16 protein-coding genes and 1 pseudogene are annotated in these 25922 nt (G+C 58.7%); 11 read left to right on the top strand and 6 right to left on the bottom strand.

Features of this window, described 5'->3' with window-relative positions:
• The first annotated feature begins 173 nt into the window (after positions 1–173).
• The 3 genes from ACR0K5_RS14060 (at position 174) to ACR0K5_RS14050 (ending at position 14239) form a co-directional block, all read left to right on the top strand.
• The gene (locus ACR0K5_RS14060; RefSeq protein WP_480630281.1) at positions 174–13385 is read left to right on the top strand and encodes a hypothetical protein; all 13212 of its coding nucleotides are present in this window, start codon (positions 174–176) and stop codon (positions 13383–13385) included.
• Between the two features lie 18 nt (positions 13386–13403).
• Positions 13404–13883 carry an invasion associated locus B family protein gene (locus ACR0K5_RS14055; RefSeq protein ID WP_480630280.1) on the top strand — a complete coding sequence of 160 codons (480 nt, stop codon included), beginning with the start codon at positions 13404–13406 and terminating at the stop codon, positions 13881–13883.
• 89 nt (positions 13884–13972) lie between these two features.
• Positions 13973–14239, top strand: coding sequence for a hypothetical protein (locus ACR0K5_RS14050; RefSeq protein ID WP_480630279.1), 267 nt, complete (start codon positions 13973–13975; stop codon positions 14237–14239).
• Positions 14240–14363: 124 nt separating this feature from the next.
• Here ACR0K5_RS14050 and ACR0K5_RS14045 read toward each other — a convergent pair whose 3' ends face one another.
• The 4 genes from ACR0K5_RS14045 to ACR0K5_RS14030 form a co-directional block, all read right to left on the bottom strand.
• Complete coding sequence (locus ACR0K5_RS14045) at positions 14364–14675, bottom strand: hypothetical protein (RefSeq protein ID WP_480630278.1); 312 nt, start codon at positions 14673–14675, stop codon at positions 14364–14366.
• A gap of 697 nt (positions 14676–15372) precedes the next feature.
• Positions 15373–16905 carry an arylsulfatase gene (locus tag ACR0K5_RS14040; protein WP_480630277.1) on the bottom strand — a complete coding sequence of 511 codons (1533 nt, stop codon included), beginning with the start codon at positions 16903–16905 and terminating at the stop codon, positions 15373–15375.
• 286 nt (positions 16906–17191) lie between these two features.
• Complete coding sequence (locus ACR0K5_RS14035) at positions 17192–18922, bottom strand: tetratricopeptide repeat protein (RefSeq protein ID WP_480630276.1); 1731 nt, start codon at positions 18920–18922, stop codon at positions 17192–17194.
• Positions 18923–19008: 86 nt separating this feature from the next.
• Positions 19009–19308 (bottom strand): hypothetical protein, encoded by a 300-nt coding sequence (locus tag ACR0K5_RS14030; protein ID WP_480630275.1) that lies wholly within the window; start codon positions 19306–19308, stop codon positions 19009–19011.
• A 217-nt stretch (positions 19309–19525) separates the two neighbouring features.
• Here ACR0K5_RS14030 and ACR0K5_RS14025 point away from each other — a divergent pair, with 217 nt between their 5' ends.
• Genes ACR0K5_RS14025 through ACR0K5_RS14010 form a run of 4 tightly spaced genes read left to right on the top strand, consistent with a single transcriptional unit; the run spans position 19526 to position 22079 of the window.
• Positions 19526–20104, top strand: a complete 579-nt coding sequence (locus ACR0K5_RS14025; RefSeq protein ID WP_480630274.1) for a c-type cytochrome — start codon at positions 19526–19528, stop codon at positions 20102–20104.
• Between the two features lie 9 nt (positions 20105–20113).
• Positions 20114–21013: a c-type cytochrome gene (locus ACR0K5_RS14020; RefSeq protein ID WP_480630273.1), complete on the top strand. Its 900-nt coding sequence runs from the start codon at positions 20114–20116 to the stop codon at positions 21011–21013.
• 4 nt (positions 21014–21017) lie between these two features.
• A complete protein-coding gene (locus tag ACR0K5_RS14015) occupies positions 21018–21509 on the top strand; it encodes a c-type cytochrome (protein WP_480630272.1) in 492 nt (163 codons plus the stop codon).
• A gap of 27 nt (positions 21510–21536) precedes the next feature.
• Positions 21537–22079, top strand: a complete 543-nt coding sequence (locus ACR0K5_RS14010; RefSeq protein WP_480630271.1) for a DUF411 domain-containing protein — start codon at positions 21537–21539, stop codon at positions 22077–22079.
• 151 nt (positions 22080–22230) lie between these two features.
• Here the strand turns inward: ACR0K5_RS14010 and ACR0K5_RS14005 are convergent, their stop codons facing one another.
• Complete coding sequence (locus ACR0K5_RS14005) at positions 22231–22632, bottom strand: MerR family transcriptional regulator (RefSeq protein ID WP_480630270.1); 402 nt, start codon at positions 22630–22632, stop codon at positions 22231–22233.
• Between the two features lie 97 nt (positions 22633–22729).
• On the opposite strand from ACR0K5_RS14005, the gene ACR0K5_RS14000 reads away from it, so the two are divergent.
• Both ACR0K5_RS14000 and ACR0K5_RS13995 read left to right on the top strand, forming a co-directional pair.
• Positions 22730–23053 carry a hypothetical protein gene (locus tag ACR0K5_RS14000; protein ID WP_480630269.1) on the top strand — a complete coding sequence of 108 codons (324 nt, stop codon included), beginning with the start codon at positions 22730–22732 and terminating at the stop codon, positions 23051–23053.
• 4 nt (positions 23054–23057) lie between these two features.
• Positions 23058–23276, top strand: a complete 219-nt coding sequence (locus tag ACR0K5_RS13995; RefSeq protein ID WP_480630268.1) for a GDCCVxC domain-containing (seleno)protein — start codon at positions 23058–23060, stop codon at positions 23274–23276.
• A 365-nt stretch (positions 23277–23641) separates the two neighbouring features.
• On the opposite strand, the pseudogene ACR0K5_RS13990 reads toward ACR0K5_RS13995, so the two are convergent.
• Positions 23642–24642 (bottom strand): annotated as a pseudogene (locus ACR0K5_RS13990) (IS110 family RNA-guided transposase).
• 151 nt (positions 24643–24793) lie between these two features.
• On the opposite strand from ACR0K5_RS13990, the gene ACR0K5_RS13985 reads away from it, so the two are divergent.
• Positions 24794–25117, top strand: a complete 324-nt coding sequence (locus ACR0K5_RS13985; protein ID WP_480630267.1) for a hypothetical protein — start codon at positions 24794–24796, stop codon at positions 25115–25117.
• 666 nt (positions 25118–25783) lie between these two features.
• A partial coding sequence (locus tag ACR0K5_RS13980) for a transposase (protein WP_480630442.1) occupies positions 25784–25922 on the top strand: 139 nt, incomplete at its 3' end.

Here is a 25922-nt window from a genome sequence, read left to right as displayed (position 1 = left end):
GCTTCGGGACTGCACCCTTCTTCCATGCCTTTTTGTAGAGTCGGTTGCGAGGTTCGGGCGTGAAAATTATATCAAACCTGTTGCTGTCAGTTTCATTTTTAATTTTGATTTCAACACCTTTGATCGCCGCTCCTACAGCTGCATCCAAAGTCGGCGACACAGTGACGAACCCTGTGACAGGCTTGGATACCACCGTCAGTGCACTGATTGTCGACCCGGCTTCGACACCGACAGCCGGGACAACCGCCTTTGTGGAAACTGCCGATGGTTATGTGTTCCTCGTCAAAAGCGCGGGCGACACGATTTACAACTCAGACAATCCGCCGCTTGCCTTTAGCATTGTTTCGGTAAGCGGAACGACGGCTCAAATCAGCAACTCTGGGGCGACTGGCACGTCCAGTCTGTCGACACAGTTGACGCTTTCTCAGTACAACAGCAACTTCAACAGTTCGGGTACTCCGGGCGCGGTCACGCCACCTGTGAATGTCTCGGGTCCCAACGGTGTGAGCCAGGTTGTTTACGGTCAGGACGGCGGCAACGGACGCGATGGCGCGCTGTTCGTTCCACCAAGTTCGGGTGGCGATGGGGCGACCGGGCCGACGCAAACAAAGTCGCTTAGCAGCAATGTCAACGCCACCAGCAATGTCGGTTGGGAGGTAGGCAGCGTTGGCGGTGACGGTGGCAATGGCGGAGACTCGTATCTGAGTTTCTGGGATGGGCGCGATGGCGGTGACGGCGGCAAAGGTGGGACGGTCAATGCTACGCAAAACGCCAGCAGTACGATCCAGACCTCGGGCACCGGCAATGACGGCATTTTTGCGTTCAGTCGCAGCGGAAAGGCCGGCAACGGCGGCAGTGGCTTTGCGGCTCCAGGCGGCGGTACCGGGGGGCATTCGGCCGATGGCGGCAACGTAACTGTCACCCAGAGGGGGTCGATTTCGACCAGCGGGGCGTCGGCAGACGGAATCTACGCGCTGAGCGTTTCAAACAATGGCGGCAACGGCGGCTCGCAATGGGGATTGGTCGGATCCTCTGGCAGCGGCGGCTATGGCGGAAGTGGCGGAACGGTTGTTGTCAACACGACATCAACGGGCAGCATCCTGACTACGGGTGATTACGCAAACGGGATTTATGCCCAGTCCATAGGTGGGTCTGGCGGTTCTGCCGGGACAAGTGGCAACCTTCTGGTTTCCCTTATCGGCGGCGCGGATAATGGCGGTAATGGCGGTCAGGTCTCGGTCTCGCATGGAGGGGCCATCGAAACACGTGGGACCTATGCCCGCGGGATTGTCGCCCAGTCGATCGGTGGTGGAGGCGGTTCGGGCGGAACTGCGGGTGGACTGGTGTCTCTGTCTTTGGGTGGGGTCGGTTCGAACGGCGGCAGCGGCAGAGAGGTCAACGTGGCCGTGCAGGGTTCGGGCAGCATTCTGACCCTGGGGACCGGGGCTGATGGGGTGATGGCGCAATCCATTGGTGGCAGTGGAGGCACCGGCGCGAATTCCTACGGTCTGGTCGCAATCGGAGGCACCGGGTCCCGAGGCGGCACAGGTGCGGCAGTCAGCGTCAGCAACTATGGTCGCATCGTGACTCAAGGGGACGGCGCCCGTGGTATCATTGCACAGTCCATTGGCGGCGGTGGCGGTGATGGTGGTTCGTCTGGTGGCATGGTGTCCGTTGGAGGCAACGGCAGCGGCGGCGGCAGCGGATCGACGGTTACCATTGTAAATGATGGCATCATCACCACCGGCGGTGATGATGCGATGGGCATTCTGGCTCAGTCCATCGGTGGCGGCGGCGGCAATGGCGGCTCGTCCGGAGCGGTCGGAGCCTTTGTAGGGGTGGCCATCGGCGGGGATGGCGGCGCTGGCGGCAAAGGCGGTGATGTGAATGTCACGCTTTCGAACACAGATAGCAGCCAGCCATCTGCGATCCAGACATCCGGCGACCGATCTACAGGCGTGTTCGCGCAATCCGTTGGCGGCGGCGGCGGCAATGGCGGCGGGGCCGTTTCGGTCGCTGTGGGTGCCTTTGGCGCGGCTTCCGTCTCAGTCGGCGGATCGGCGGGCAGTGGTGGCGACGGCGGTAACGTAACGCTCAGCGGCAGCGGTTCAGCCTCGGTGCAGACCGGGGGGGACGACTCCACCGGTGTCCTGCTGCAATCGGTCGGCGGCGGCGGCGGCAATGGCGGATATGCCGTCTCAGTTGCGGTATCGGGCGGCCCGGTCTCCGGCTCTCTGGCCGTGGGCGTTGGTGGCGACGGCAGCACCGGCGGCAAAGGCGGAAACGTCACAGTTGGTCAGTTCAACAGCAGCGGTGTGGCCACTGCTGCAGGGTTTGACGGTACGGTCGTCACGACCGGCAACCGGTCAACGGGCATGTTGTTCCAGTCCGTGGGCGGTGGCGGCGGCAACGGTGGTCTGGCCGTGGCTGCAACGGGCGGCGCTTCGGCATTGTTTTCCGGTAATGTTTCCGTTGGAATCGGCGGGAAGGCGGGCAGCGCCGGAAACGGTGGGATCGTGCGGGTTTCCACCAATGCGGACGTGACGACAACGGGCACGAACTCAAGCGCTATCATCGCGCAATCCGTTGGTGGCGGCGGCGGTAATGGTGGCGGCAGCATCGCAGCCGGGATCAGCGCAAGCGGCGGGGCTGCGGTTGGGATCAATGTGAGCGTTGGCGGTGATGGCGGCGGAGCCGGAACCGGAGGCAATGTCACTCTGGTCGCGGGTGGAACTTCAATTGACACAAGCGGGGCCTTTTCCAGTGGTGTGGTTGCGCAATCTGTTGGCGGCGGTGGCGGCAACGGCGGCTATGCGGTCGGTGCCAGCGCCGATATCGGTGGTGCAGCTGCCGGATCTGTCAGCGTCGGTCTTGGCGGTAAGGCTGGCGGCGGCGGAATAGGTGGAACTGTTACGGCACGGGTCGACGCAAATGTAACGACACGAGGCGACGATTCCGGTGCTGTTGTCGTGCAGTCCATCGGTGGCGGCGGTGGCAACGGTGGTTTCAGCGTCGCGGCCGGGCTGGCTGCGGGCGGTGCAGGCGCCGGAACAGTCGATGTGGGCCTCGGCGGTAAGGGTGGCAGCGGTGGTGCAGGTGGCACTGTCACTGGCGTCCGCGTCAATGGCGATGTCCGAACCGAGGGGCTGCGCTCCACTGGCGTTGTGATCCAATCTGTCGGCGGTGGCGGCGGTAACGGGGGCTTTAACGTAACGGCAGGCGTTGCGGCTGGCGGAGCCGGGGCCGGTTCGATTGGAGTCGGTCTGGGGGGCGACGGAGCCTCGGGAGGTGACGGTGGCATTGTAGATGGCCAGGTAGCCGGCAACGTCACGACACTGTCCGACAATTCAAGCGGTATTGTGTTCCAATCCATCGGCGGCGGCGGTGGGAATGGTGGTTTCAACATCACAGCCGGGATCGCCGGTGCCGGTGCCGGTGGCGGAGCTGTTATGGTCGGTCTTGGCGGCGGCGGCAATGGCGGCGGGATCGGGAAATCGGTCACTGGCCGTGTGACCGGCACTGTCGGCACAGGCGGAGCGGATTCTACGGCGGTTCTGGCGCAATCCGTTGGCGGCGGCGGTGGCAACGGCGGTTTCAACGTCAGTGCCTCAGTGGCGGGTGCGGGCGTTGCCAGCGGCGCGGTCTCGGTTGGTCTGGGCGGTGACGGTGGCACCGGGGCTACTGGCGGTTCGGTCAATTTGACAACAACCAATTCCATTGTAACGGCTGGGGATCGGTCCTCGGGTGTGGTCGCGCAATCCATCGGAGGCGGCGGCGGTAATGGAGGCTTTAACATTTCCGGTGCCGGAGCGGGGGCGGGTACGGCCAGCGGTGCAGTCAGCGTCGGGTTGGGCGGCACCGGCGCGGGCGGCGGCAACGGCGGTGCTGTTACTCTGACCTCGAACGGGACGATCCTGACCCAGGGTGACTCGGCCACGGCGTTTCTGGCGCAATCCATCGGCGGTGGTGGCGGCAATGGTGGGTTCAACGTCAGCGCGGCGGTCCAGGGTTCTGGCGTTGCCGGTGGCGGCGTATCCGTCGGTCTGGGTGGAGACGGCGCAGGTGGTGGAGACGGCAACACTGTTGTCGCAACATCCAACAATGCCGTTGAAACCCGTGGCGACAGCTCCTCAGGTGTGGTTGCTCAGTCCATTGGCGGCGGCGGCGGCAATGGTGGATTTAACGTGGCCCCGGTTCTGTCGGGGGCGGGTACGGCCAGCGGTGCAGTCAGTGTCGGTCTTGGCGGCAAGGGCGACACAGGTGGCAATGGTGGGAATGTCACGTTGACGTCGAACGGGACTATTCTGACCGATGGCTTCGCATCAAGCGGATTTGTAGCGCAGTCGCTTGGTGGCGGAGGCGGCAACGGAGGCTTCAACGTCTCGCCCACGGTATCGGGTGCAGGCACGGGGGCCGGTTCGGTGTCCGTCGGTCTTGGTGGCTCGGGTGCCGGAGCTGGGAATGGCAGCCGGGTCACGGCCGACACAACGGCGGATGTGGTGACCAAAGGCGATGCCTCAGTCGGCATTCTGGCGCAATCCGTCGGTGGCGGTGGTGGCAATGGCGGCTTTAACGTATCTCCAGCGCTTGCGGGCGCAGGTACCGGGTCTGGCGCGATCAGCGTAGGCCTAGGCGGGTCCGGTGGTAGTGGCGGCAATGGTGGAATCGTCGGCCTGACAGTTGCGAACAACGTTCGAACCGAAGGCGCGCAATCCAACGCGGTTGTCGCTCAATCCATTGGCGGCGGCGGTGGCAATGGTGGGTTCAACGTCTCAGCCTCGGTCGGCGGTGCAGGCACCGGGTCCGGTGCGGCTGCAGTGGGTCTGGGCGGTCGCGGCACCGGCGGCGGAGATGCCTCGGCAGTGACAGCAAACGTAACCGGCAATCTTGTAACTCTTGGGGACACCTCAACTGGTCTTTTGTCACAGTCCGTTGGCGGCGGTGGCGGCAATGGAGGCATGAACATCTCGGTCGCGGTTGCTGCGGCAGGTACGGGATCGGGCGGAGCATCTGTCGGTCTCGGCGGTGCGTCCGGTACAGGCGGCAACGGCGGTACGGCCGAGGCCACTCTGAACGGCAATGTTTCGACGCAAGGCGACGAGTCCGGCGGCGTCATTGTGCAGAGCCTTGGCGGGGGCGGTGGCAATGGTGGCATGAATGTTTCGGCCACGGTCACGGTTGCCGGAAAAGGCAGCGGGGGTGCTTCTGTCGGGCTTGGCGGCAGCGGCGGAAGTGGTGGAGACGCGAACACGGCCTCCGGTACGATTATCGGCAATGTCACGACTGCAGGCGACAACTCGGGCGGTGTTCTGGTTCAATCCGCTGCAGGTGGTGGCGGTAACGGAGGGCTGAATGTCTCGGCGGCCGTCAACATCTCGGGCACCGGCGGCGGTGCGGTCGGTGTCGGCATCGGCGGGTCCGGGGGCAGCGGCGGCAACGCAAGCGCAGCCACGGGCTCGGTCAACGGCGACGTCACCACGACCGGTGAGAATTCGACCGGTGTACTGGTACAGTCCGTCGGCGGCGGCGGTGGCAACGGCAGTGTCAACATCTCGGGCGCGCTTAGCATTGCGCGTACGGGTTCGGGTGCTGCGGGGATTGGCGTTGGCGGTTTCGGGGGCAGCGGCGGAACCAGCGGCGTGGTCGGCAATACTTTTGCAGGCAATATCAGCACGTCTGGCGCACGTTCGGCAGGCATCGTAGCGCAAAGCCTTGGCGGCGGTGGCGGTAACGGTGCCACCAATATCTCAGGTGCAATTTCCGTGGCCAGCAACTATTCCGGCGCTCTTGGGATCGGCGTAGGTGGCTTTGGCGGCAGCGGCGGCGCGGCAGAGAGCGTGACTCAGCAGGTCACGGGCACAGTCACCACGACAGGCGACGATTCTGTCGGGATTCTGACGCAGAGCCTTGGCGGCGGCGGTGGCAATGGTGGCACAAACATCTCGGCAGCCCTGTCCTTGTCGCGTTCGGCCAACGCCGCGGTTGGCATTGGTGTCGGAGGGTTCGGCGGTGGCGGCGCGGATGCCGGTGCGCTGGTTCAATCGACCGTCACGGGTGGTGTCCGGACCGACGGCAACCGCAGCACGGGTGTGCTGACGCAGAACCTTGGCGGTGGCGGCGGCAATGGCGGAACGAATATCTCGGCCTCTCTGGGCATCAGCCAGCAAAACGGCGGCGCAATCAGCCTGGGCGTTGGTGGTTTCGGCGGCGGCGCCGGAAACGCGGGAAATGTGATCAGTACGCTGAGATCCAGCACCGGCAGCAGCGGAACTAGCTCGATTGTCACGACAGGTGTCGACAGTATCGGTGTCATGGCACAGTCCGTTGGTGGCGGCGGTGGTAATGGCGGCCTGAATGTTGGGGGTGCGGTGAATTTGACCGGCAAATCTGGCGCGGCCGTAGGCCTTGGGCTCGGCGGCTTTGGCGGCGGCGGCGGAAATGCCGGAACGGTGACATTGGACGTTCAAAGCGACGTTGTAACAGCAGGTGACGGGTCACACGGTCTGTTCGCCCAAAGCCTTGGTGGCGGTGGCGGCACCGGAGGCGTAAACATTTCGGGCGCGTTGTCTTTGACCAAACCCTCGGGGTCGAACACGATTTTCTCAGTCGCGGCAGGCGTTGGCGGTTTTGGCGGATCGGGCGGCAATGCCAGCGCGGTTGATCTGGACTACACCGGAAACCTGCAAGCAGTGCCGATGGTGCGGCAACCCAACGGTACGTTTGTGGTCGACCAAAGCAAAGGTGCCAGCGGTATTATCGCGCAGTCGCTGGGCGGCGGCGGTGGCAATGGCGGCACAAATGTATCCGGCGGCCTTGCAATCAGCGGCAAACCCGGTGCGGGCCAGACCGATCAAAGCAAGTCCTATGCTGTGGTCGTAGGCGTTGGTGGCTTTGGCGGCGGCGGCGGCGATGCGGGAAACGTTGATGTGAACATCGGCGCAGGTAGTTCGATCCGAGCGCATGGAACCGGACAATCCGGTCTGCTGGCGCAGTCCGTTGGCGGTGGTGGCGGCAATGGCGGGATGAACGTATCCGGCGGGATCGTTTCCGACAGCTCTCTGATCGTGGGCGTTGGCGGGTTCGCCGGTAACGGCGGCAAAGCAGGCGACGTTTCTGTAACGTCACAGGCCAATATTACCGTGACGACAAACCCGGACGATATCTCGATCCCCAATACAACGACTTTCGAAGACAAGCTGCGCGATTTTCTGGGTAACACGATTGTGGACCAAACTCAGGAACTGACATCAGAGTTCGGGCTGGAACGTCTTTTCATCGATATGGGCGTCTTCAATGAAGACAAGCAGGACACGGATGGGTCCGCAGGTTTGCTGGCGCAATCCATCGGCGGCGGCGGCGGTAATGGCGGCCTGAACGTGTCGGGTGGCATCGCGCTGAGTAAGGACGGAAAGATTCCGTCCGTGACATTCGGCGTCGGCGGCTTTGGCGGTAACGGCAACGTCTCGGGCAATGTGACCGTGGATCATGCCGGTTCGGTTTTGGTTGCAGGCAATTGGAAGCACGGTGTTCTCGCCCAGTCCATTGCTGGCGGAGGCGGCAACGGGGCTCTGAACGTGACCGGGCAACTGAATTATGGGGATTCCAACAATTCTGATGGTAAAACCGACCTTAGCATTGTTGGAGGCTTGGGCGGCCATGGCGGGACCGGTGCGGATGCGGGCGATGTTTCGGTTACGCAATCTGGCAGTATCTCGACGAACGGATATCACGCCCGCGGACTCTTTGCTCAGAGCATCGGCGGCGGCGGCGGCACCGGTGGGATCAACGCGACCTTTGTCGGCACCAAAGATAGCTCACCCATCGCGATGGGCATCGGTGGCTTTGGCGGCGGTGGCGGTGACGCGGGCAATGTCACCGTAGTACGCGGCACAGCTGTCGCGGCAGCGGGCACCATCACGACGGATGGTGTCGGCTCGCATGGGATTGAGGCGTCCAGCATCGGTGGCGGTGGTGGTGATGCCGGAATCAACGCGGTTGTCGGCATAAGTAAAACCACGGGTAGCAAGAGCAACGGTGGCACCGGTGATTCCAGTGGTCGAAAAACACCCACGAACACCGGTGTCGATGACTCCGTGATTGCCAACTACAACGCTGTGCTGGACCAGTTGGAAGGCAAGGTGAACCCGGCGGATTCCTCGGGCAATAAAACTGGTGTATCGGCTGTGGTGGCCATTGGCGGTTCTGCCGGAACTGCGGGCGATGGCGGTACGGTGGATATCGACCACTTTGGCAATGTGCTGACCAAGCAGGACGGCAGCCATGGCATTTTCGGTCAATCCATCGGCGGCGGTGGCGGTAACGCTGCGCTGAACCTCGGTATGACCTACGAGTTGGCCTCGGACGCGACCAACAAAGGCTTTGGACTGGCCATTGGTGGCGGTGTCGGCAACGGTGGCAATGGTGGCGCGGTCGATCTGCGCCACACCGGCGACATCACCACGCAAGGGGCAAACTCGCACGGCTTGTTCGCGCAGTCAGTTGGCGGCGGCGGTGGCAATGCCGGTTACAATTCGGCCTCGACTTCGGTGGATGGCGGCAACGTGAACATTCAGATCGGTCGGGTCGGCGGCACCGGAGGGCGCGGTGGAGATGTCTATGCCAGCTCGAACGGGATCATCAGCACCTCGGGCAACAATTCTTACGGTTTCTTTGCGCAGTCGATTGGAAACGGTGGCGGCAACTCGACCTCTACGTCGGTTAGCATTGGGACACCAAAAACCGGCGATAGCAAAGGCAACAAAGCCAGCCTGTCGGTCGGACTTGAGGGCGGCACCGGAGGCGAAGCAGGTGATGTAACAGCCGTAGTAACGGGCACCGTGGTCACGCGGGGCACAGATGCGCACGGAGTGTTTGCTCAGGCCGTTGGCGGTGGCGGCGGTACCGGCGGCAAGGCCAGCAACTCGGCTGGCAAGGGCACGTCGATAGCATTGTCCATCGGGGGCAGTGGCGGCTCCGGGGGCCTTGGCGGCAAGGTTGATGTCACCAACACGGCGCGGGTTGCAACCTTTGGCGACAGGTCAAACGGGCTGCTGGCGCAATCCATCGGAGGCGCAGGCGGCACTGGCGGTATGGTGCAGGCGGGTCAATCGAACCTCGACACCATCAAAGCGGTGGTTAACCCATCGACAGTGGGTACGACTGCGTCGATCAATATCGGTGGTACGGGCGGAGACGGCATGACCTCGGATACCGTGACCGTGGATAGTGACGGGATCATCACGACCGAAGGGGCAATGTCGCATGGCATCTTTGCGCAGTCCGTTGGTGGTGGTGGTGGCATGGGTGGTGTGGTTGAAAACCGGATCATCAGCCTGCGCAAGGACATCGGGAACACGGCAACCCTGTCCATCGGTGGTAATGGCGGCACCGGCGCAACCTCTGCCGCGGTTTCGGTTACGAACCGTGATCTCATTCAGACCACGGGTGACAAATCCTCTGGCATCTACGCACAATCAATCGGCGGCGGCGGCGGTGACGCGCAGCAGGTGCGCAACATCATTCTGGGCCGGTCTTCGGACGGTGCAACGACTAACGCCATTCTGATCGGGGGTGCTGGCGGCACTGGTGGTGCGGGCAGCACCGTGACCGTTGTGAACACGGTTGATGGTACGATCCTGACCTCGGGCAAGGAAAGCCACGGCATCTTTGCGCAATCCGTGGGCGGCGGCGGCGGCACGGGTGGCTCGACCATCTCGGTCGACGGGCGCTATGGCGGCGCCGAGGCCAGCACGCGGCGGGCATTGCAGTTCGGCTTGGGTGGATCGGGCGGCACGGGCGGCATCGGCAGCACCGTATCGGTCACAAACGCCGGGACCATCATGACCTCGGGCGAGGCTGCGCATGGTATTTTTGCGCAATCTGTCGGCGGCGGCGGCGGCAATGGCGGCAGTTCGATCACCGGAACGCTGCGGCTGAAGACCGGCGACAGCAGTTCTCCTACCGCACAGCTGAACATCGGCGGCTCGGGCGGCAGCGGTAACGTTGCAGGCAACGTGGTCGTCACCAACAGCGGAGACATTCAGGTAGATGGCGCAAGCGCCTATGGTATCTTCGCGCAATCCGTGGGTGGCGGCGGTGGCAATGGTGGCTTGGCCGTTGCCATGGATGTGAATGACATCAAGAACACCATGACCGGCAAGTCCTATTCCAAGATCGCCATTGGCGGATCAGGCGGATCAGGCGCTGACGGCGGAGACGTAACGGTTAACCACACTGGAACGATTATCGTGAACGCCGAAAACGGATATGGCATCTATGCGCAATCCGTGGGCGGCGGCGGCGGTAACGCGGGCTATTCGGTTTCGTCACCGTTGATCTCGGCGCTGGACTACACGATTTCGCAGGTGCTGGGCGCCCGCACAGGGGCGACCGGGTCGGTCGGTACCGTGACCGTCAATTCAACCGGCGACATTCTGGTCAATGGTGCTGGCAGCGAAGCGGTGTTCGCGCAATCGGTGAATGGAGGCGGCGGCAACGTCGATACCTCTGTCGATTTCACCGCAACGACCTCTGGCGCAACGGGCAGTGTCGTCAGCAGCGATATCGCGCTGGGTGGTGATGATGTGTCCGGCACTGCTGGCAATCAGGTTTCGCAATCGCATACGGGCAACATTGCCACGACCAACGACAGATCGACGGCCATGATGGTACAGAGCGTGGGCGGCGGCGGCGGCACCTCGACGACCACGGTGGATGTCGAAGATGGCGACGGCATTGACATCTCCGCCCGTCTGGGTGCGATCAACACCAATGACGCAAGTGGTGGTGATGTGAACGGAAGCCGAAACGGGGATGTCGGCACGGATGGTGCGTTCTCCTCGGCTGGTGCGACTCAGTCCATTGGCGGCGGTGGCGGCAAGCTTGTGTTGAACAGCAACGGCACGGGCGTCGCTGGTACGGAAAAGGCTGCCTCGGTGATCCTGGGCTCGGATCCGAGCTTCAACAACGATGGTGGAAACATCGCCCTTTCGCTGGATGGTGACGTGTTCACCAGCGGCGACCGGTCTTATGGCCAGAGTGTTCAGAGCATCGGCGCGGGTGGTGGTGAAGTTGTCATCGCGGGTCTCGGCAAAGCGGATGTAACGCTGGGCGCGCAAGATGGATCGACCGGCGATGGTGGCGATGTAAGCTTCACGAATATCGGGGATATGACCACCAGCGGCAAAGGTTCGCACGGCTTCGTTCTTCAAAGTATCGGAGGCGGTGGCGGTCTGGTTTCGACAGATATGGCAGAAAGCAGGATTACTGTCGATTTGTCGACCAACAATGGCGGTGATGGCGGAGACATCGACTTCACGCAAACCGGTCATATCGTAACGACTGGTGAAAACGCGATTGGCGTCGTGGCGCAATCGCTGGGCGGCGGTGGCGGCATGGTAGACTCGGTCTTCCGCGGAGCTGCAGGCGGTGCAGGGTCCGGTGGTTCCATCGACATGGCCTTGACCGGTAATGTCCTGTCGGTCGGCAACGGCGGTATCGGCGTTCTGGCGCAATCCGAAGGACGTGATGGTGCCGGAGCGATGTCGATTGGGCTGGATGGCGTGGTGCTGGGTGGCACTGGTCAGACGGACTCGGTCGCATCCATCGTTATGGAAGGTGGAACCGACAACGTGCTGAACCTGTCTGCCAACAGCCTACTGATTGCCGGAAACAACCAGCTGGTGAATGGCGGTGACGGGAACGAACAGATCTCGTTGGCGGGTTCGGCATTGGGCAACCTGAACCTGGGTGCGGGCACAAACGCCCTGACGGTTGAGGACGGAGCTTCCTTCTACGCGCTGGATACGGTCAATCTGGGTGCTGCCGGGCACATGCAGGTGAACGGCGATTTTGTTCTGGGGGCCACCCTGGGGCTCAACACGGCCCTGACGTCGGCAGTGCAGGCCAGCGACTTTACATTTGCGGGCAATGTCAGCCAGACCACCAACCTGACCGGAAGCCTGTTTTTCGGGGCAACGGCTGCGTCTACATTCGACGTGTATTTCCTGACTACAGGTGCTTCGGGCGGGCGCAGCGACCTGGTCAACGTCTCAGGCAACGCCACTATGGGCGGCACACTGACCCCCATGCTGAACAGGCTGGAACGGGCCTTGCCGCTCGTGATCATCAATCCTGATGGCACGGCATTCGATGCAGGGACGTTCATTCAGGACACGGTGGTTCTGGACTATTCCATCGGCCTGAACGGCTCGACATCTGACGGCAGTTCGATTGATCTGGTGATCACTCCGGACTATTCGACCCAAGGAATGAACTCCAATCAGGCCGCCATCGGCGACTACATCAATCAGGTTCTGAACGGGCAAGGGTCCGTCGCGCAGGGCGAATTCCTTGCGCTGGTCGGGAACATGCAGTCCGAGGCTGATGTCATCGCTGCCATCGACAGCCTGTCGGTGTCGAATTATGCAGCCGATGCGGTGGATGCCTACCACGGAACCAGGGTCTTTGCCGATACGCTTCACAATTGCGAACGCTTCACCGATTACCGGGCGGGGGATGATCCACGTAACTGCGTTTGGTTCACCGGTGGTCGGTCCTTCTTTGACCGTGACCAGATCGGCATTTACGACGAGCTGGACATCAACAGCACCAACCTGTCCGCCGGTGTCCGTTTGCCGGTCGGGGACGAGCTGTATGCCGGGTTCGCTGTGGGTCACGACCGGATGAGCCTGCGGGATGGGTCAAACTATAATGCGACCGGCGATCGGTTTAATCTGGGTGCCTCGCTGACCAAGTATGTCGGTCCGTGGGAGTTTGCGGGCATGCTGTCCGCAGGGTGGTCGGATTATGATACGCTCCGCTCGGGCGGGGTCAGCGGCGTGCTGCCCAACGGCACTCCTGTGAATACCGTGGGTGTGAGTTCGATCACCCATAAGATGAACCACCAGAATCTGCGTCTAAGCGTTGCCTATGACCACAGGTTTGCCAGTGGCAATTCCTATCTGCGCCCTGAGATCGCCGTAGACGCAACACGTCTGGCGACCGAAAGCAATGGTCAGGCCACCCTGTCCGGGATTGTTCTTCAAGACGACAGCGAGATGATCTATTCGCTCGTGCCGTCACTGGAGATCGGGACAGAACAGACCTTTAACGCCTCGCGGAAACTGCGCGCAAGCCTGCGGGCCGGTGCTATCCTCTCGTCAGATGATACCGTATCGGTGACTGCCGGGTTCGCGGATGCCAGTGCCGCAGACGGAGGGTTTGCGAATACCAGCTATATTGGCGACGCGCATGGTTTGATTTCCGCTCAACTGGGGTTGTTTACGCTGGATGACAGCAGCTTTATCAACCTGAGCGTTGACCATATGTTCGGAGACTCGACCGAGGCCCTGCAGGTAGGTCTTAGCCTTGGTGTACAATTCTAATCAATGAGGGACAGCAGAATGAGAACTTGGATATGCGCCTTTGGGGTGTCTTTGGGGATGGTACAGCCTTTGGCTGCTCAGGATACCACGGCGCCGCTGTGGTCGGTCAATTGCACCAATCAGGTTAATGGAACCGAACTGATCTGTGAAATGACGCAAGGCATTGTTCTAACGGAGAGCAATCAGCGGCTCACAGCGATATCCTTTGTGAAATCCGCTGGTAAGGACGAAACCGAGACCGTGCTGACCCTGCCTTTTGGCCTGTTGTTTTCCGAAGGGTTGACGGCAACGGTCGACGGCACTGAGGTCGCAAAGCTGGAGTTTCTAACCTGCGAGGCACAGGGCTGCTTTGCCCGTTCGCCCGTGTCATCAGAATGGATGTCGGAAATGCGCGCCGGGAACCAGTTGAAGGTTGAAGGTAAAAACAGGGTTGGTGAACCGATATCCTTTTCCTTCGACCTGACCGGGTTCAGCAAAGTCTCGGACCTCTTGCCTTGAGTTCTGTGCAATCGGGGGCCATCGAATAAAAGCCAGGAGTTGGCAGCTCGGGTCGGCAGAGACAATGGGACATGCGGCTTATTGGATCAATGTATGACGAAGGTGATCTTGCTGAGAACTCCGGTCTTGCAGTGCGTGAATTGGTTTTTTCGGAAGGCTTCGAAATCCGCGAGGGCGGCCTTGGCCCCGATTCACGACTCATCCTCCTGGCGGTATTCGAAGATATCACCGGGTTGGGCGTAGAACTGATCGGCGCCGCCAATCATGATGTCAGCGAAGCGATCTATTTGAACGGCCCCGAAGGCCGCGGCATCGAAGTCTATGCCGACTGCCAGGTGGCACAGAGGCAGACTTGACGTTTGGGACGTAACTAGGATGATTGCCGCTAGGTTTAGATCGGCACGAAAGCGAGATGATTGCCCTGATTAAGCGCATCGCCGAAATCAGCAATCGCAAAGGGAAATAGTAACGCTTTCGCCGTCAAGGGTGCAGCCCGCATGCGGCGCCAGATGGATCAAAAATTTTGTGTGTCACTGCAAAAGCTCTCGAACAACCTGAAGACAGTTCTTTCAATAGCTTTTTGCCCACAAATGGGTGTTCACTCAGGGTTAAATTTGGCAGGGGTACGCCGAGAAGATTAGGCATGGCTAAATCGAGCACGAAACTCGCACCTTCGCGCTTCAGGAAACCGGCGAGGAGCGCACCACGGTTCAGATGAAGATTACACCGAAGGGAATGGCCCGATTGGCTCAAATCTTCGCGAATTGCGGTGCAGCATGAAACGTCGCGCATTCATCAAGACTACGCTTCCTACTTTAGCTTAAGCCCTTGCAGCAGGCACGGTTGCAGAAGCTGTGCCTGAACCAGACGAAGATCAAAGATTGCTCGGCGCTCTGAGCGTCTCTGCGTAAATTCACAGGCCTCACAATGGGCGCTTGGCACGACTGGCTGGTCGGGTTTCCTGTCTCTGAGGTTGAGCGTATCGTGCTGAACGCCGCAGCTTAAGAACAAACATCACTAACAAAAACCTTGTTTTGGCGCAGCTCACGGTATTTCGTAACATTGGTGACACTGTAGAGGCTCTCCCTTTTTTTCCAGATCGCTGGGTGACTACCTTGCCGTTCGATTTCGAAGGCAAGTAGCTCCCTTTTGCGTTGGAAAAACCATGTGCCAAATCCTCGAACCTGGTCTATCGGAAGGGCGAACCCTGCCAAGCCAAATACCGGGCTGTCATTATGATGCGGATCTGTTCGGCTGATGTATGGGCCAACGTACCCGAACTCATCCAAATATACTACGTAGGTCGAACTTATCTCCAAAAACACGAAAACCCACGCTTACGCGTGGGTCTCGGAAAGAAGGCAATACAAGCTTGCGCCTCGCAATTCATAAGGAACTTGAGTGATCAAATGTCAAGTGCAGAGAGAGCCCTGTTCGATCCAACCTTGGCTTAACCTGCTGGACGGAATCGGCCGGCACTCTCGACTTGCTAGCGCGCGTTCGGATCCATCATGGCATCCATTATGCCTTGGACGTCCAGATCGAAGCTTTCCTGCCGAGGTGGATACTCCTTGAATGATGCAAAGAACTCCAAAGCGACTGCCGCAGCTGGACCCAGCGCCCATGAGCGATTTTCCTGCCACTCGTCGAATCCACGCGTTTCGTGGAACCGCTCGAAGGGATCGAGATCGAGGCGGGTGATCAGGGGCGTCACCAACTGGTTCTGGATTCCATTGAACCACTTGTCCTGTTCGGTGAAGAGAAACTTCCACTCTCCAAATCGAAGGCCATGGAAAGTTGTCTCCGAGAAAAACGGGAAGAACATTCGGTTGGACGGCCCTTCACCAGTGAGCACAGGCGTCTGGTCCACTCCGTCAATATGAACGCGATATTCCACACCGTTGATTTCAGCTCCGTCCAGCAGATCCTCTGCAAGGCTCGGTTGGCCGAGAAGCGACATGATCGTGGGAACCCAATCCTCCATTGCGACCAGTTCGCCCGTTGTTGTTCCAGGTTCCACGACGCCGGGCCATTTGATCATCGCCGGAACTTTGAAGCCGCCCTCATAGCCCCCGACACCCTTGTCGGCTCTGAACGGATGATTGCCACCATCGGGCCAGGAGTTCGAAGCGGCACCATTGTCAGTTGAGAACATCACGACTGTATTGTCCGCTACGCCCAACTCATCAAGAAGTTCAAGAAGCGCGCCAACATCATCGTCAAGTTCTACCATACCGTCGGCATATACGTTGCCGGTGCCCGTAATGCCGTCGTATTCATCGCTCAGGTTGGTACGATAGTGCATTCGCGTGGTGTTGTGCCAAACGAAAAACGGCTCTCCTGCCGCTACCGCATCGCGAATGAAACGCGTGCTTTCGTCAAGCACTTCCTGATCCAGAACGCGTTGGCGCTCTATTCCAAAGTCGCCAAGGTCCTCGATCTGCTGTTCGCCTCCATCTTCGGCCGCGAAGGAATGGATCACACCCCGTTGCGCGAAAGGTGACGTTTCAAAAAACTCCGTAGGATAGTCAGCCTGCTCTACATATTCACCGGCATTGAGGTGATACAGAATGCCGAAGAACTCATCGAAGCCATGCGCTGTCGGAAGGTGTTCGTCCCGGTCGCCAAGGTGGTTCTTGCCAAACTGACCAGTCCGATATCCTAATGGCTTGAGCATTTTAGCCAGAGTCGGGTCTTCTGGCTGAAGACCTTGTTCCGCGCCCGGCAAGCCGACGGTCGATAACCCCGTTCGGATCGGATACTGCCCAGTAAGGAACGCTGCGCGTCCCGCCGTACAGGAGGCATGGGCATAGTGATCCATAAAGAGAAGACCATCTTCTGCGATGCGATCGATGTTGGGCGTGTCACAGCACATCATTCCGCGGTGATAAGCGGAGATGTTCCACATTCCGACATCATCGCCCCAAATGACGAGGATGTTGGGGCGGTCAGAGCTCTGTGCAAAGGCCATTGCAGACGATGAAATAAAGGCGGCTGCCGCCAAGAGATTTGTAAGTTTCATCAAGAAAAAACCTCCTTAAGTGCAAAGATTCCACGTTACTCTATAGAGCGGAATCTTCTTTTGAAATACTCAGTGAAATGTCTGAAGGTCGCACTGAGAAACGCTGGGAAATAAGGTAGGTAAGCAAAGCGGCTTGATCTCATACAGCCGTCACTAATACGTCGAGATTGTTGCGCAACCTATGAGTTCGACAGGTCTTTGATCCCGCGGGTGCAGCGAATGTCAGCGGAGAGTGTCGCGACCGTAGCATCTGAGACATAGGTCGCGTGACCGCTATGGGCCGCGTTCACCTATTCAAGCCCGCTGCGCGCAAACCCTGTTGATAGCGCTTATGATCCTCCGATCGCGCGAATGGGTGTGTGCGCTCTGCCAACCGAAGAGAGGCACCAGGGTCAAGACGCTTTAGGTCGAGAACTGCCTGTCTCGCCTCTTCTAACTTACCGCAAATGGCATTGTTCACAGCAAGATCCAGATAAGAGCTGCTGCGGTTTGGCTGGATGCGGATTGACGCTTCCGCCCACTCGATGGCTTCTTCGTATCGGCCCGCTACAAAACCACATAGTGAGCGAATGGAGTACCACAAAGCGGTCATAGGATCGTGCGGGCTGAGCCTGATCGCGGCCTTGATGTTGGTGAGGGCTTCATTGCTGTCGCCCAGGTAAATCTGGGATCTGGCAAGCAAAGCGTAGGCGTGGGGGTCATTAGGGTTGAGAGCTATGGCGTCCTGAAATTTTCGCACAGCGTCCTGACGATGACCTGAAAACAGGTCCGCAGCACCAAGTAGGGCCATTGCATACGCGTCGCGACCGTTCATCGAAACCGCACGTTGCGCCTGGTTGACCGCCTCGTCGTTCGAAGCGTCTGGATCATCACTCCAGCCGTTCACGCACTGCATCAGATGAGTGAATGACAAGTCTGCCAGCCCGAATGAACTTTGAGGATCCAATTCGACAGCTTTCAACAATAGGTTCTGGGCTTCGGCTATGTCGGCTTTTGTGAATTGTGAGATATGCCAATGGGCGCGCGCGGTCAGTTCCCAGGCGTCCATCCGCGGCACCACCTTGCGCCGTGCGCGTTGCATCTCTGCAGACAGGTATTCAGGTGCGACTGCGCCCACAATTTTTTGCGTGATCTCATCCTGCAGATCGAAGATGTCTTCAATCACGCCGTCAAATCGCTCGGTCCAGACGTAGTGGTTTGCAAGGGCGTCAATCAGTTGCGCCGAGACACGAACCCTGTTGCCGACCCTTCGAACGCTGCCCTCCAGAACGTATTGCACTCCCAGATCCCGGGCGATTTGCTCCGTCCCGACCGCGCGGCCTTTGTAGAGAAAACTTGAGTTTCGAGAAATCACGAAAAACCAATGAAACTTGGACAGCGCTGAAATGACATCTTCGGCCATACCTTCGGCAAAAAAGGTCTGATCCTCATCATCGGACAAATTGTCGAAGGCCAAAACCGCAATCGAAGGTCGTTCCGGCACCTCAAAAAGGAACTTCTGCATGGCCGATGCTGACAGTCCCCAACCATAAGCGACCAAAGGCTCTGCGATGTTTTTGAGTCTCTGAGAACCAAGGCAGATAAAGTGATCTGAAAGCTTGGCATCAAGACTGCGCCGCGCTGTTTCGGAAATCATGAGCGATCCAGGCTCAGCCAGCTTCTGAAGGCGTGCGGCCACGTTGACGCCGTCGCCATAAACGTCTTCATCGGCAAAATTAACATCGCCGCTGTGCAATCCCATCCTCAACTTAAGCTGAGGATTATCGGTTAGACCGTTTTGGATAGCCATTGCACATTCTATACCACTGATCACGCTGGGAAATTCAACCAACCAACCGTCTCCCATGCTTTTTATCACCGTGCCGTGATACCCATCAACTGTTGGTATAAGAATGTCGTTTCGAAAACGACGCAGCGCGGCCAATGTGGCGGCTTCATCCTCTCCCATGAGTTTGGAATAGTTTGCCACATCCGCAGCCAGAATAGCGGCCAGCCTTCGTTCAGAGACGTTTGACATGGATGAAGCATAGCCGACGACCTGCGAATGGGGAACATCAGCGGTATTGGCAGCCGAGCACCAAATAAAATGAGCGTAATTCAGACTTAGTCGCGCATCAGCGCCGGTTCGGCGAGTTGCCGCTGGTCGAAGACTTGACCCGCGTGGAGGTTGAGAACATCATCGCCTCGGTAAGAGCGCCGAAACAAGACAAAGGGATGAGCTGAGCAGTGCTTTTGGACAGTCGCAGATGGATCGGGCTGATGCTCGTTGCGGTCGGCGTGTTTGCCGCTGCTCTGTTTCTGTCCGGCGGTGTCGCTGAGGCCCATGGAAAACATGAGCCCTCCGTGGTTTCCGTCGAGGTTCATACGCACGCTGAACATTCCGCAAAGGACCATCAGGGCCATTGTCACGGTGGAGCGTTCTGCAGCGGTCCTGCGATCACCCAACTGTCGAATCTGAACGCGGATTTATTGGGATGCAGTGAACGGTATGGACTGCCGCGCGCGACGGAGGGTATCCCGGTTGTTTCGAATTTTGATCCGCCCCCACCCAAATCCTTGATCTGATCCGTATCCGCACACGCCCTTTGGCGTGAAGAGATAACTCAGACAGGAAAATCCGATGAAAACTGAAAAACTGTTGCTAGGCGCAGTGGTTGCGTCCGTTCTGGTTGTGGCAAGCCAATCGGTGTTTGCGCATGGCGGTGCCACCGGCGTCGTCAAAGAACGCATGGATGGCATGGGCTTGATGAAAGAAGCGATGAAAGTGCTGACGCCGATGATGCGGGGGCAAGTCGATTATGATGCAACCGTTGTGCGTGAACGGTCGGAGGATATCAGTCGCCATGCGGGCGAGGCGCTGACCAAATTGTTCCCCGAAGACAGCCTTGATGCACCATCCGAGGCGAAGCCAGAGATCTGGCAGGACTGGGAGGCGTTTTCAGCCTTGGCCGATCAGCTGCGTGTGATGGCGGACGGATTGGCGAGCGCTTCCGAAAACGGGTTGATGATGGCAGGCGAAGCACCAGCAGTCGGCGATATGATGGGCGGTCAGGGCGGCACGATGACGGGTGGCACCATGATGGGTGGCGCCGCAGGATCCGACACGATGGACCTGTCCCAGATGCCCGCCGACGGGGTTCTCGCCATGATGGGACAGGTCTGTTCGGCCTGCCATACACGTTTCCGGGTCGAGAAATAAGACAGGACGATGCGCAATTTCTATCGCGTTGGGCTGGTCGGCGCTGTTATCGCCGCAGTTAGCGTTGCCGGCCTGATGGCCTGGCCGATCGGCCGGCCTCTCGCGCCCAACACCCTGGAGGGGGATGTGAACCGCGGTGCCTATCTGGCCCGCGCCTCCGGCTGCATCGCGTGTCATACCGATTTCGCGAAAGGCGGAGCGCCACTGGCGGGCGGTGTGGCATTGGAAACCCCGTTTGGCACGCTGTATTCGCCGAACCTCACCACCGACCCGGACCACGGGATCGGAGGCTGGAGCCAGGCACAGTTCGCCCGCGCCGTCCGCGAGGGGGTTTCGCCCGAAGGGCACGCCTATTACCCGGCCTTTCCTTATCCTTTCTATGCCAATTTCTCGGATCAGGAGATTGCCGATCTCTGGGTCGCCTTCCAAACCGTGCCACCGGTCGCAAAGCCATCGCGCCCTCCCGAGATGGTCTTTCCGTTCAACCAGCGCTGGGGGCTGAAACTCTGGCGCGCTGCCTATCTGGAACCTCCAAGAACGAGGCCGATGGCCGGTAAGGACGAAGTCTGGAACCGCGGTCGCGAACTGGTCGAAGGCGCCAGCCATTGCGCGGCCTGCCATACGGGACACAACCTCGTTGGCGCGCGCAAGTCCGTCACGGAACACTTGCGGGGCAATAATGCGCTGCCCGGCGGAGAGAAAGCACCAGCCATCGATCACCTGACTTTGGCTGAAAAGGGATGGGATGCAGCCAACCTGGCCTATGCTCTGCGCACCGGCATCACACCCGAAGGGGACGTCTTTGGTGGTTCCATGGGTGAGGTCGTGCTTTACGGCACAAGTTTCCTGACCGAGGCCGACCGGACAGCAATCGCGACCTATCTGATGGACGAACATGAAGGGGGATGAGGCAATGAAAATCGGAACAATCTTTGCATTTGTCCTGGCCGGGATTGTCGTCACCGGTGCTGTAGTCGTATGGCTCGCGCCATCAGGCACGCAGGCGGGACCGCCACTGCAACCGAAAGCGTCCGATATTGAGGAGGGCGCGGTGCTCTATGCCGAATTCTGCGCCTCCTGCCATGGCGCTGAACTGGAAGGGCAGCCCAATTGGCGTGACCCAAATGAGGATGGCACAATGCCTGCACCGCCGCATGACGAAACCGGCCATACCTGGCATCACGGGGATGCGCTGCTGTTTGACTACACCAAACAGGGTGGTGAAGCGGCGCTGCAAGCCCGCGGCGTGTCCGGTTTCGCCAGCGGTATGCCGGGGTTCGGCGACAGCCTGAGCGACCCGCAGATCTGGGACATCCTGGCCTATATCAAATCCACCTGGCCCGAGCGCATCCGCGACATGCAGGCGGTGCGCACCGAAAGCGAACAGATGCAGAGCGGCTCGTGATCGCTCGCTTGACACATATCATGACACTTGCCCGCGATTTCGGTCACAAGAACCGTCGTCACACCGCAGGCCCGAAAACGGAAAGGAAATGACATGACCACCCCGACACTCGACCGCCGCCTCTTCCTGGCTGGCCTCGGCGCCTCCGGCATCGCTCTGGCCTCGCCGGCTCTGGCAACTGAAAAGCCGCGGGTAGAGGTCCTCAAGGACCCGAACTGCGGGTGTTGCGGTGCTTGGATCGACATCATGCAGCGCGACGGGTTCGAGATGGAGGTGCAGAACGCCTCCTGGGAGACCTTGTCTCAATATAAAGCCACCAAGGGTGTCCCAGAGGAGATGGCGTCCTGCCATACCGGTCTGGTCGAGGGCTATGTCATCGAAGGCCATGTGCCACCAACCGATATCCGGCGTCTTCTGGCCGAGCGCCCCGATGCGATTGGTCTGTCCGTTCCCGATATGCCCTTCGGCTCACCCGGCATGGGGCCGGAGAGCGAACGGGAGGCCTATTCGGTCTTCCTAATCCGCAAGGATGGCACCCACGAAGTGTTCAACCAATACGAGGCGGCCTGATCGGCCGCCTCCAAGCTAAAGACATCACAGCAGGGGCGTTTGCCCCCTTTTCGGGGAGGCAGCAGTTAAACCTGTTAGCTCTCAGTACTTTCTTGCTTTGGAAACTTCGGCGAAACCAATGAGTAACGCCGGGGTGATTTCGCCCAAAGAACTATCGGTGGCCTTGTGCAGTTTGCAGTTGAGAGAGCATAGGGCAGGAAACATTTCCGCCGTTACAGTTTGCTGTGAGTTCATTCAGTGCGGCTTCCAAACGTCGAAGCTCGCTTATCTTGTCGCGCACTTTGAAAATATGGAGCTCCGCCATTCCTTTTACAGTTTGGCAGTCTTCACCACCGCCCTCGGACAAATCCAGGAGTGTCTTTGCTTCTGCGAGGGGAAACCCCAAATCGCGGCACTTCCTCAGAAAGCGAAGTCTGCCAACGTCATGAGTTGAGTAGAGGCGCCGATTGTTGGGAGCCCGCTCGGGTTTTGGCACAATTCCTTCACGTTCATAGTAGCGGATCGTTTCAATCCCGACGCCGCTTTGCCGGGAGGCTTCTCCAATCGCAATCATGTGAATCTTTCCTCCTTGAACCTGTAGCGACTACAGAAGTTATACTGACAAGAGTCATAACTACAACGCAGACCACGGTGACCACCGGAGGAACGGATTGCATAAATATCTTGGCCTCAGTTACATTGGATCATTGTCGGCCCTGGGTGTGGCGACTTGCTGCGTCTTACCTATGGTTATGATGTTACTGGGGTTGGGCGGCAGTTGGCTGGCCGTTTTCGGTAATATTGCCGCGGCGAGTTTCTGTGTGCTGACCATTTCAACGGCGCTGGTTGTTGTATCGTGGCTGGTATCTAAACGACGCGGGTCGATGGCGCGACTGAAATGGTGGCTTGTCGGAAGCACAGCAATCACGGGCTTGGCATGGGTCATCGTGCTCAACGAGGCCCAGATCAACGATTACCTAATCATGCAGATGTAAGACTATGGCAGAACAAACCGTTATACGGGAAAGCACACTGACCTGTCCTCAATGCGGACATAAAGAAACTGAGAAAATGCCGACTGACGCTTGTCAGTGGTTCTACGAATGCAAGTCGTGCAAGGCAGTGTTGAAGCCACTCGAAGGTGACTGCTGCGTATACTGCTCCTTCGCCACCGTATCGTGCCCGCCCATTCAGATGGGCGACAGCTGTTGCGGATAGATTGAAAGACGTTTTCTTACATTGCCTTCGTTCAAATCAATAAATGTTGCCAAGTCCACCGCAGCTCGGTTCGACGCATGTTCTGCAGGATACCTCGCAGGCGCAGCGAACGGCATCTGTGGGTGGCTCCTGCATTGCAAGATCTTTTGGTGATGTTTGCGGGTATTTTGTCAGTACCTTCGTCTGTCCGGCCTGTTTGCGTGGCGGCATTGTCGCCACTGGCCTTGATGAAATCCGCGAGCGAGGTTCCAATCGGTTTATCGACTGCTGAGTGTCGGTGCCGTTCCCGGAGTGTCCTTGCTCTTGTTTGACTTAATTCTGCATCATCAGTTCAACGTCTTGCGTCTCGTGGGCAGTCGGCGCGGTTAGAACTCGGGCTGCCGGTATTCCTGTTTCTTTGCGAGCATCACCCAGATGGCCCGAGCGGCCTTGTTGGCCATGGCGGTTGTTGCCAATCGGAATGGTTTTTCTGCGATAATTCTCTTTGTCCACAGATCGACCTTATCTGGCGAACGTTTCGCCATCACTGCGCGCGATGTCATGCCTACGACCAACAGTTTGCGAATGTAGCGATCACCCTGCTTTGTGAACTTGCCCAGACGTTCCTTGCCACCGCTGGACTTGTTGAGTGGGGTTAGTCCGAGCTAGGCCGCCAGATCGCGTCCGGTCTGGAATTGTTTTGCATCGCCGATCGTAGCGACAATCGCTGACGCCGTGATCGGCCCGATGATGAGCCATTTGTGCGCCGTTGGTTCAGGCACACTGGCGAATGCATGCGCGATAACCGGCGTGCGTCTGCATTCAGAAAGACATGTTGTTCGATCATCTTCGAATAGCCATCGATGCGAGCGTTCAAGCCGATGAACTGGTAGCACTATATGCCGAGCATGCCATTCGCGATCCCCGGCAACTCTGGTTGGTCGCCATCAAGGTGATGCTTGGCAAAAGCCGTCACTGCTTCGATCCCAATGGGTAAGATGCGCCCAAACTCGCGCAAAAGACTGTGGATCATGTTGGCCAGTTGGGTGCGCTGCCGGACGGCTAGATCTCGTGTCCGATGAACTGAGAGGATGGCCTGCTGCTCTTCTGTTTTGATCTCGACGAACCGCATAGTTGGTCGACGGACGGCTTCACGGATTGCCTCAGCATCAACAGCGTCGCTCTTGCCGCGTTTCACGTAGGGTTTGACGTATCCGGCGGACATGAGCTTCACGTCGTGCCCCAATTTGCGCAACTGACGGCCCCAGTGATGGGACGAGCCGCAAGCTTCTATGCCAACCCTGCGCGGTGGAAGCGTCTCAAAGCAGCTAAGCAATTTCAAGCGGTTGATGGCCTTGTTGAAGATGATGCGGCCGCTTTCAGAAATACCGTGTACTTATAAAACATCCTTGGCCAAATCCAGGCCGACTGTCTTTACTGTCTTTGGGAGGCTCCTTTCCTAGCAGTCGATGATAACTGCACTTTGGCACATTCGATGCCGGTGGAGCAGGAGCCACCCACCTCATCCGCTTAGCGGTGTGACCGTCGCGGCTGCTTCGCGCATGCTTTTCATCATGGGCGCATCGCAGATGGAGAATTTGGTTCACTGGTTCTGGCAGATACCAATGAGGGTCTGTTTCAAATTTCGGAAAATGAAATCAGAGCTATCGGTTGTCAGTTTGTATGGGCAGTTGAAGGACGCGGTGAAAATCCAATTGCGCTCATACGCCAGTTTGCTGATGGGCTTACCTACTACGATAGCGGACGCCGAGTCGCTGCACCCTTCAATGGCTCCTTACTCGGCGACACCAGTAAAGCAATGGCTGTTCTATACGAAGCCGTCAATCCTCAATGGGTACTGAGAACAGTGGAAATAAAATGACGGTCGCGGCCCCTAAGGCTGCACTGCCGCATCCGCTCGGAATGCATCGCCCTAAGTTCGCAGAAATCCGTAGGCAACGCGGTTTGGACGAAAAGGGCTTTCCGTTAAAGCGTGAACCTGAACCGGATGAAGAGACAGAAGATTCTGAGCGCTAGGCGCTTTCCGTGTAAACGACACGATCACGCCAAAGTTGAGCCGCAAAGCACTCATAGTCACCAAAATTACTAAGTATTTTGGAGGCTTAAGTGAGAAAAGCTATCGCAGCAATTTTGCTGATTTCGACGGTTACAGCGTGCACTGAACCAGTAATTCAGACTGGTGCAAGCTACCCGGCAGTAGCACCAGATCAGGTCAAAGTGTCATTCGCCGACACGCCAAACTGTGAGAATGCGCAGGAAATCGGACTTATCCCGCAGGTTGGGTCGAACAAGTATTCTCAGACAAGGGCAATCAACGAAATCAAACGGCAAGCTGGATCACGGGGCGCTAACTTGGTGTTGCTTCAAACACGGGCGACGAGTCTCATAGGTGACATGCTAATAGACGCAGAGATGTACCGCTGCCCGTAATTCAGCCTTGCTAGGCTCAGGGCCCATTGATTTCCGCTTAACCTCGTGATTCACGGAGCTCAAAACGAGCGGTGAACATGTCTGACCTTTTCTGGTTGAGTGAGACGCAGATGGCGCGATTTGATCCCTTCTTTCCCAAGTCACACGGCAAACCACGGGTCGATGACCGACGCGCATTGAGTGGGATTATATTCATCAGTCGCAATGGCTTGCGCT

The sequence above is a fragment of the Ruegeria sp. AB9 genome (assembly GCF_056542585.1).
Note: the sequence above shows the minus strand (reverse complement) of the source record. Positions and strands in the feature narration are given on the sequence as shown.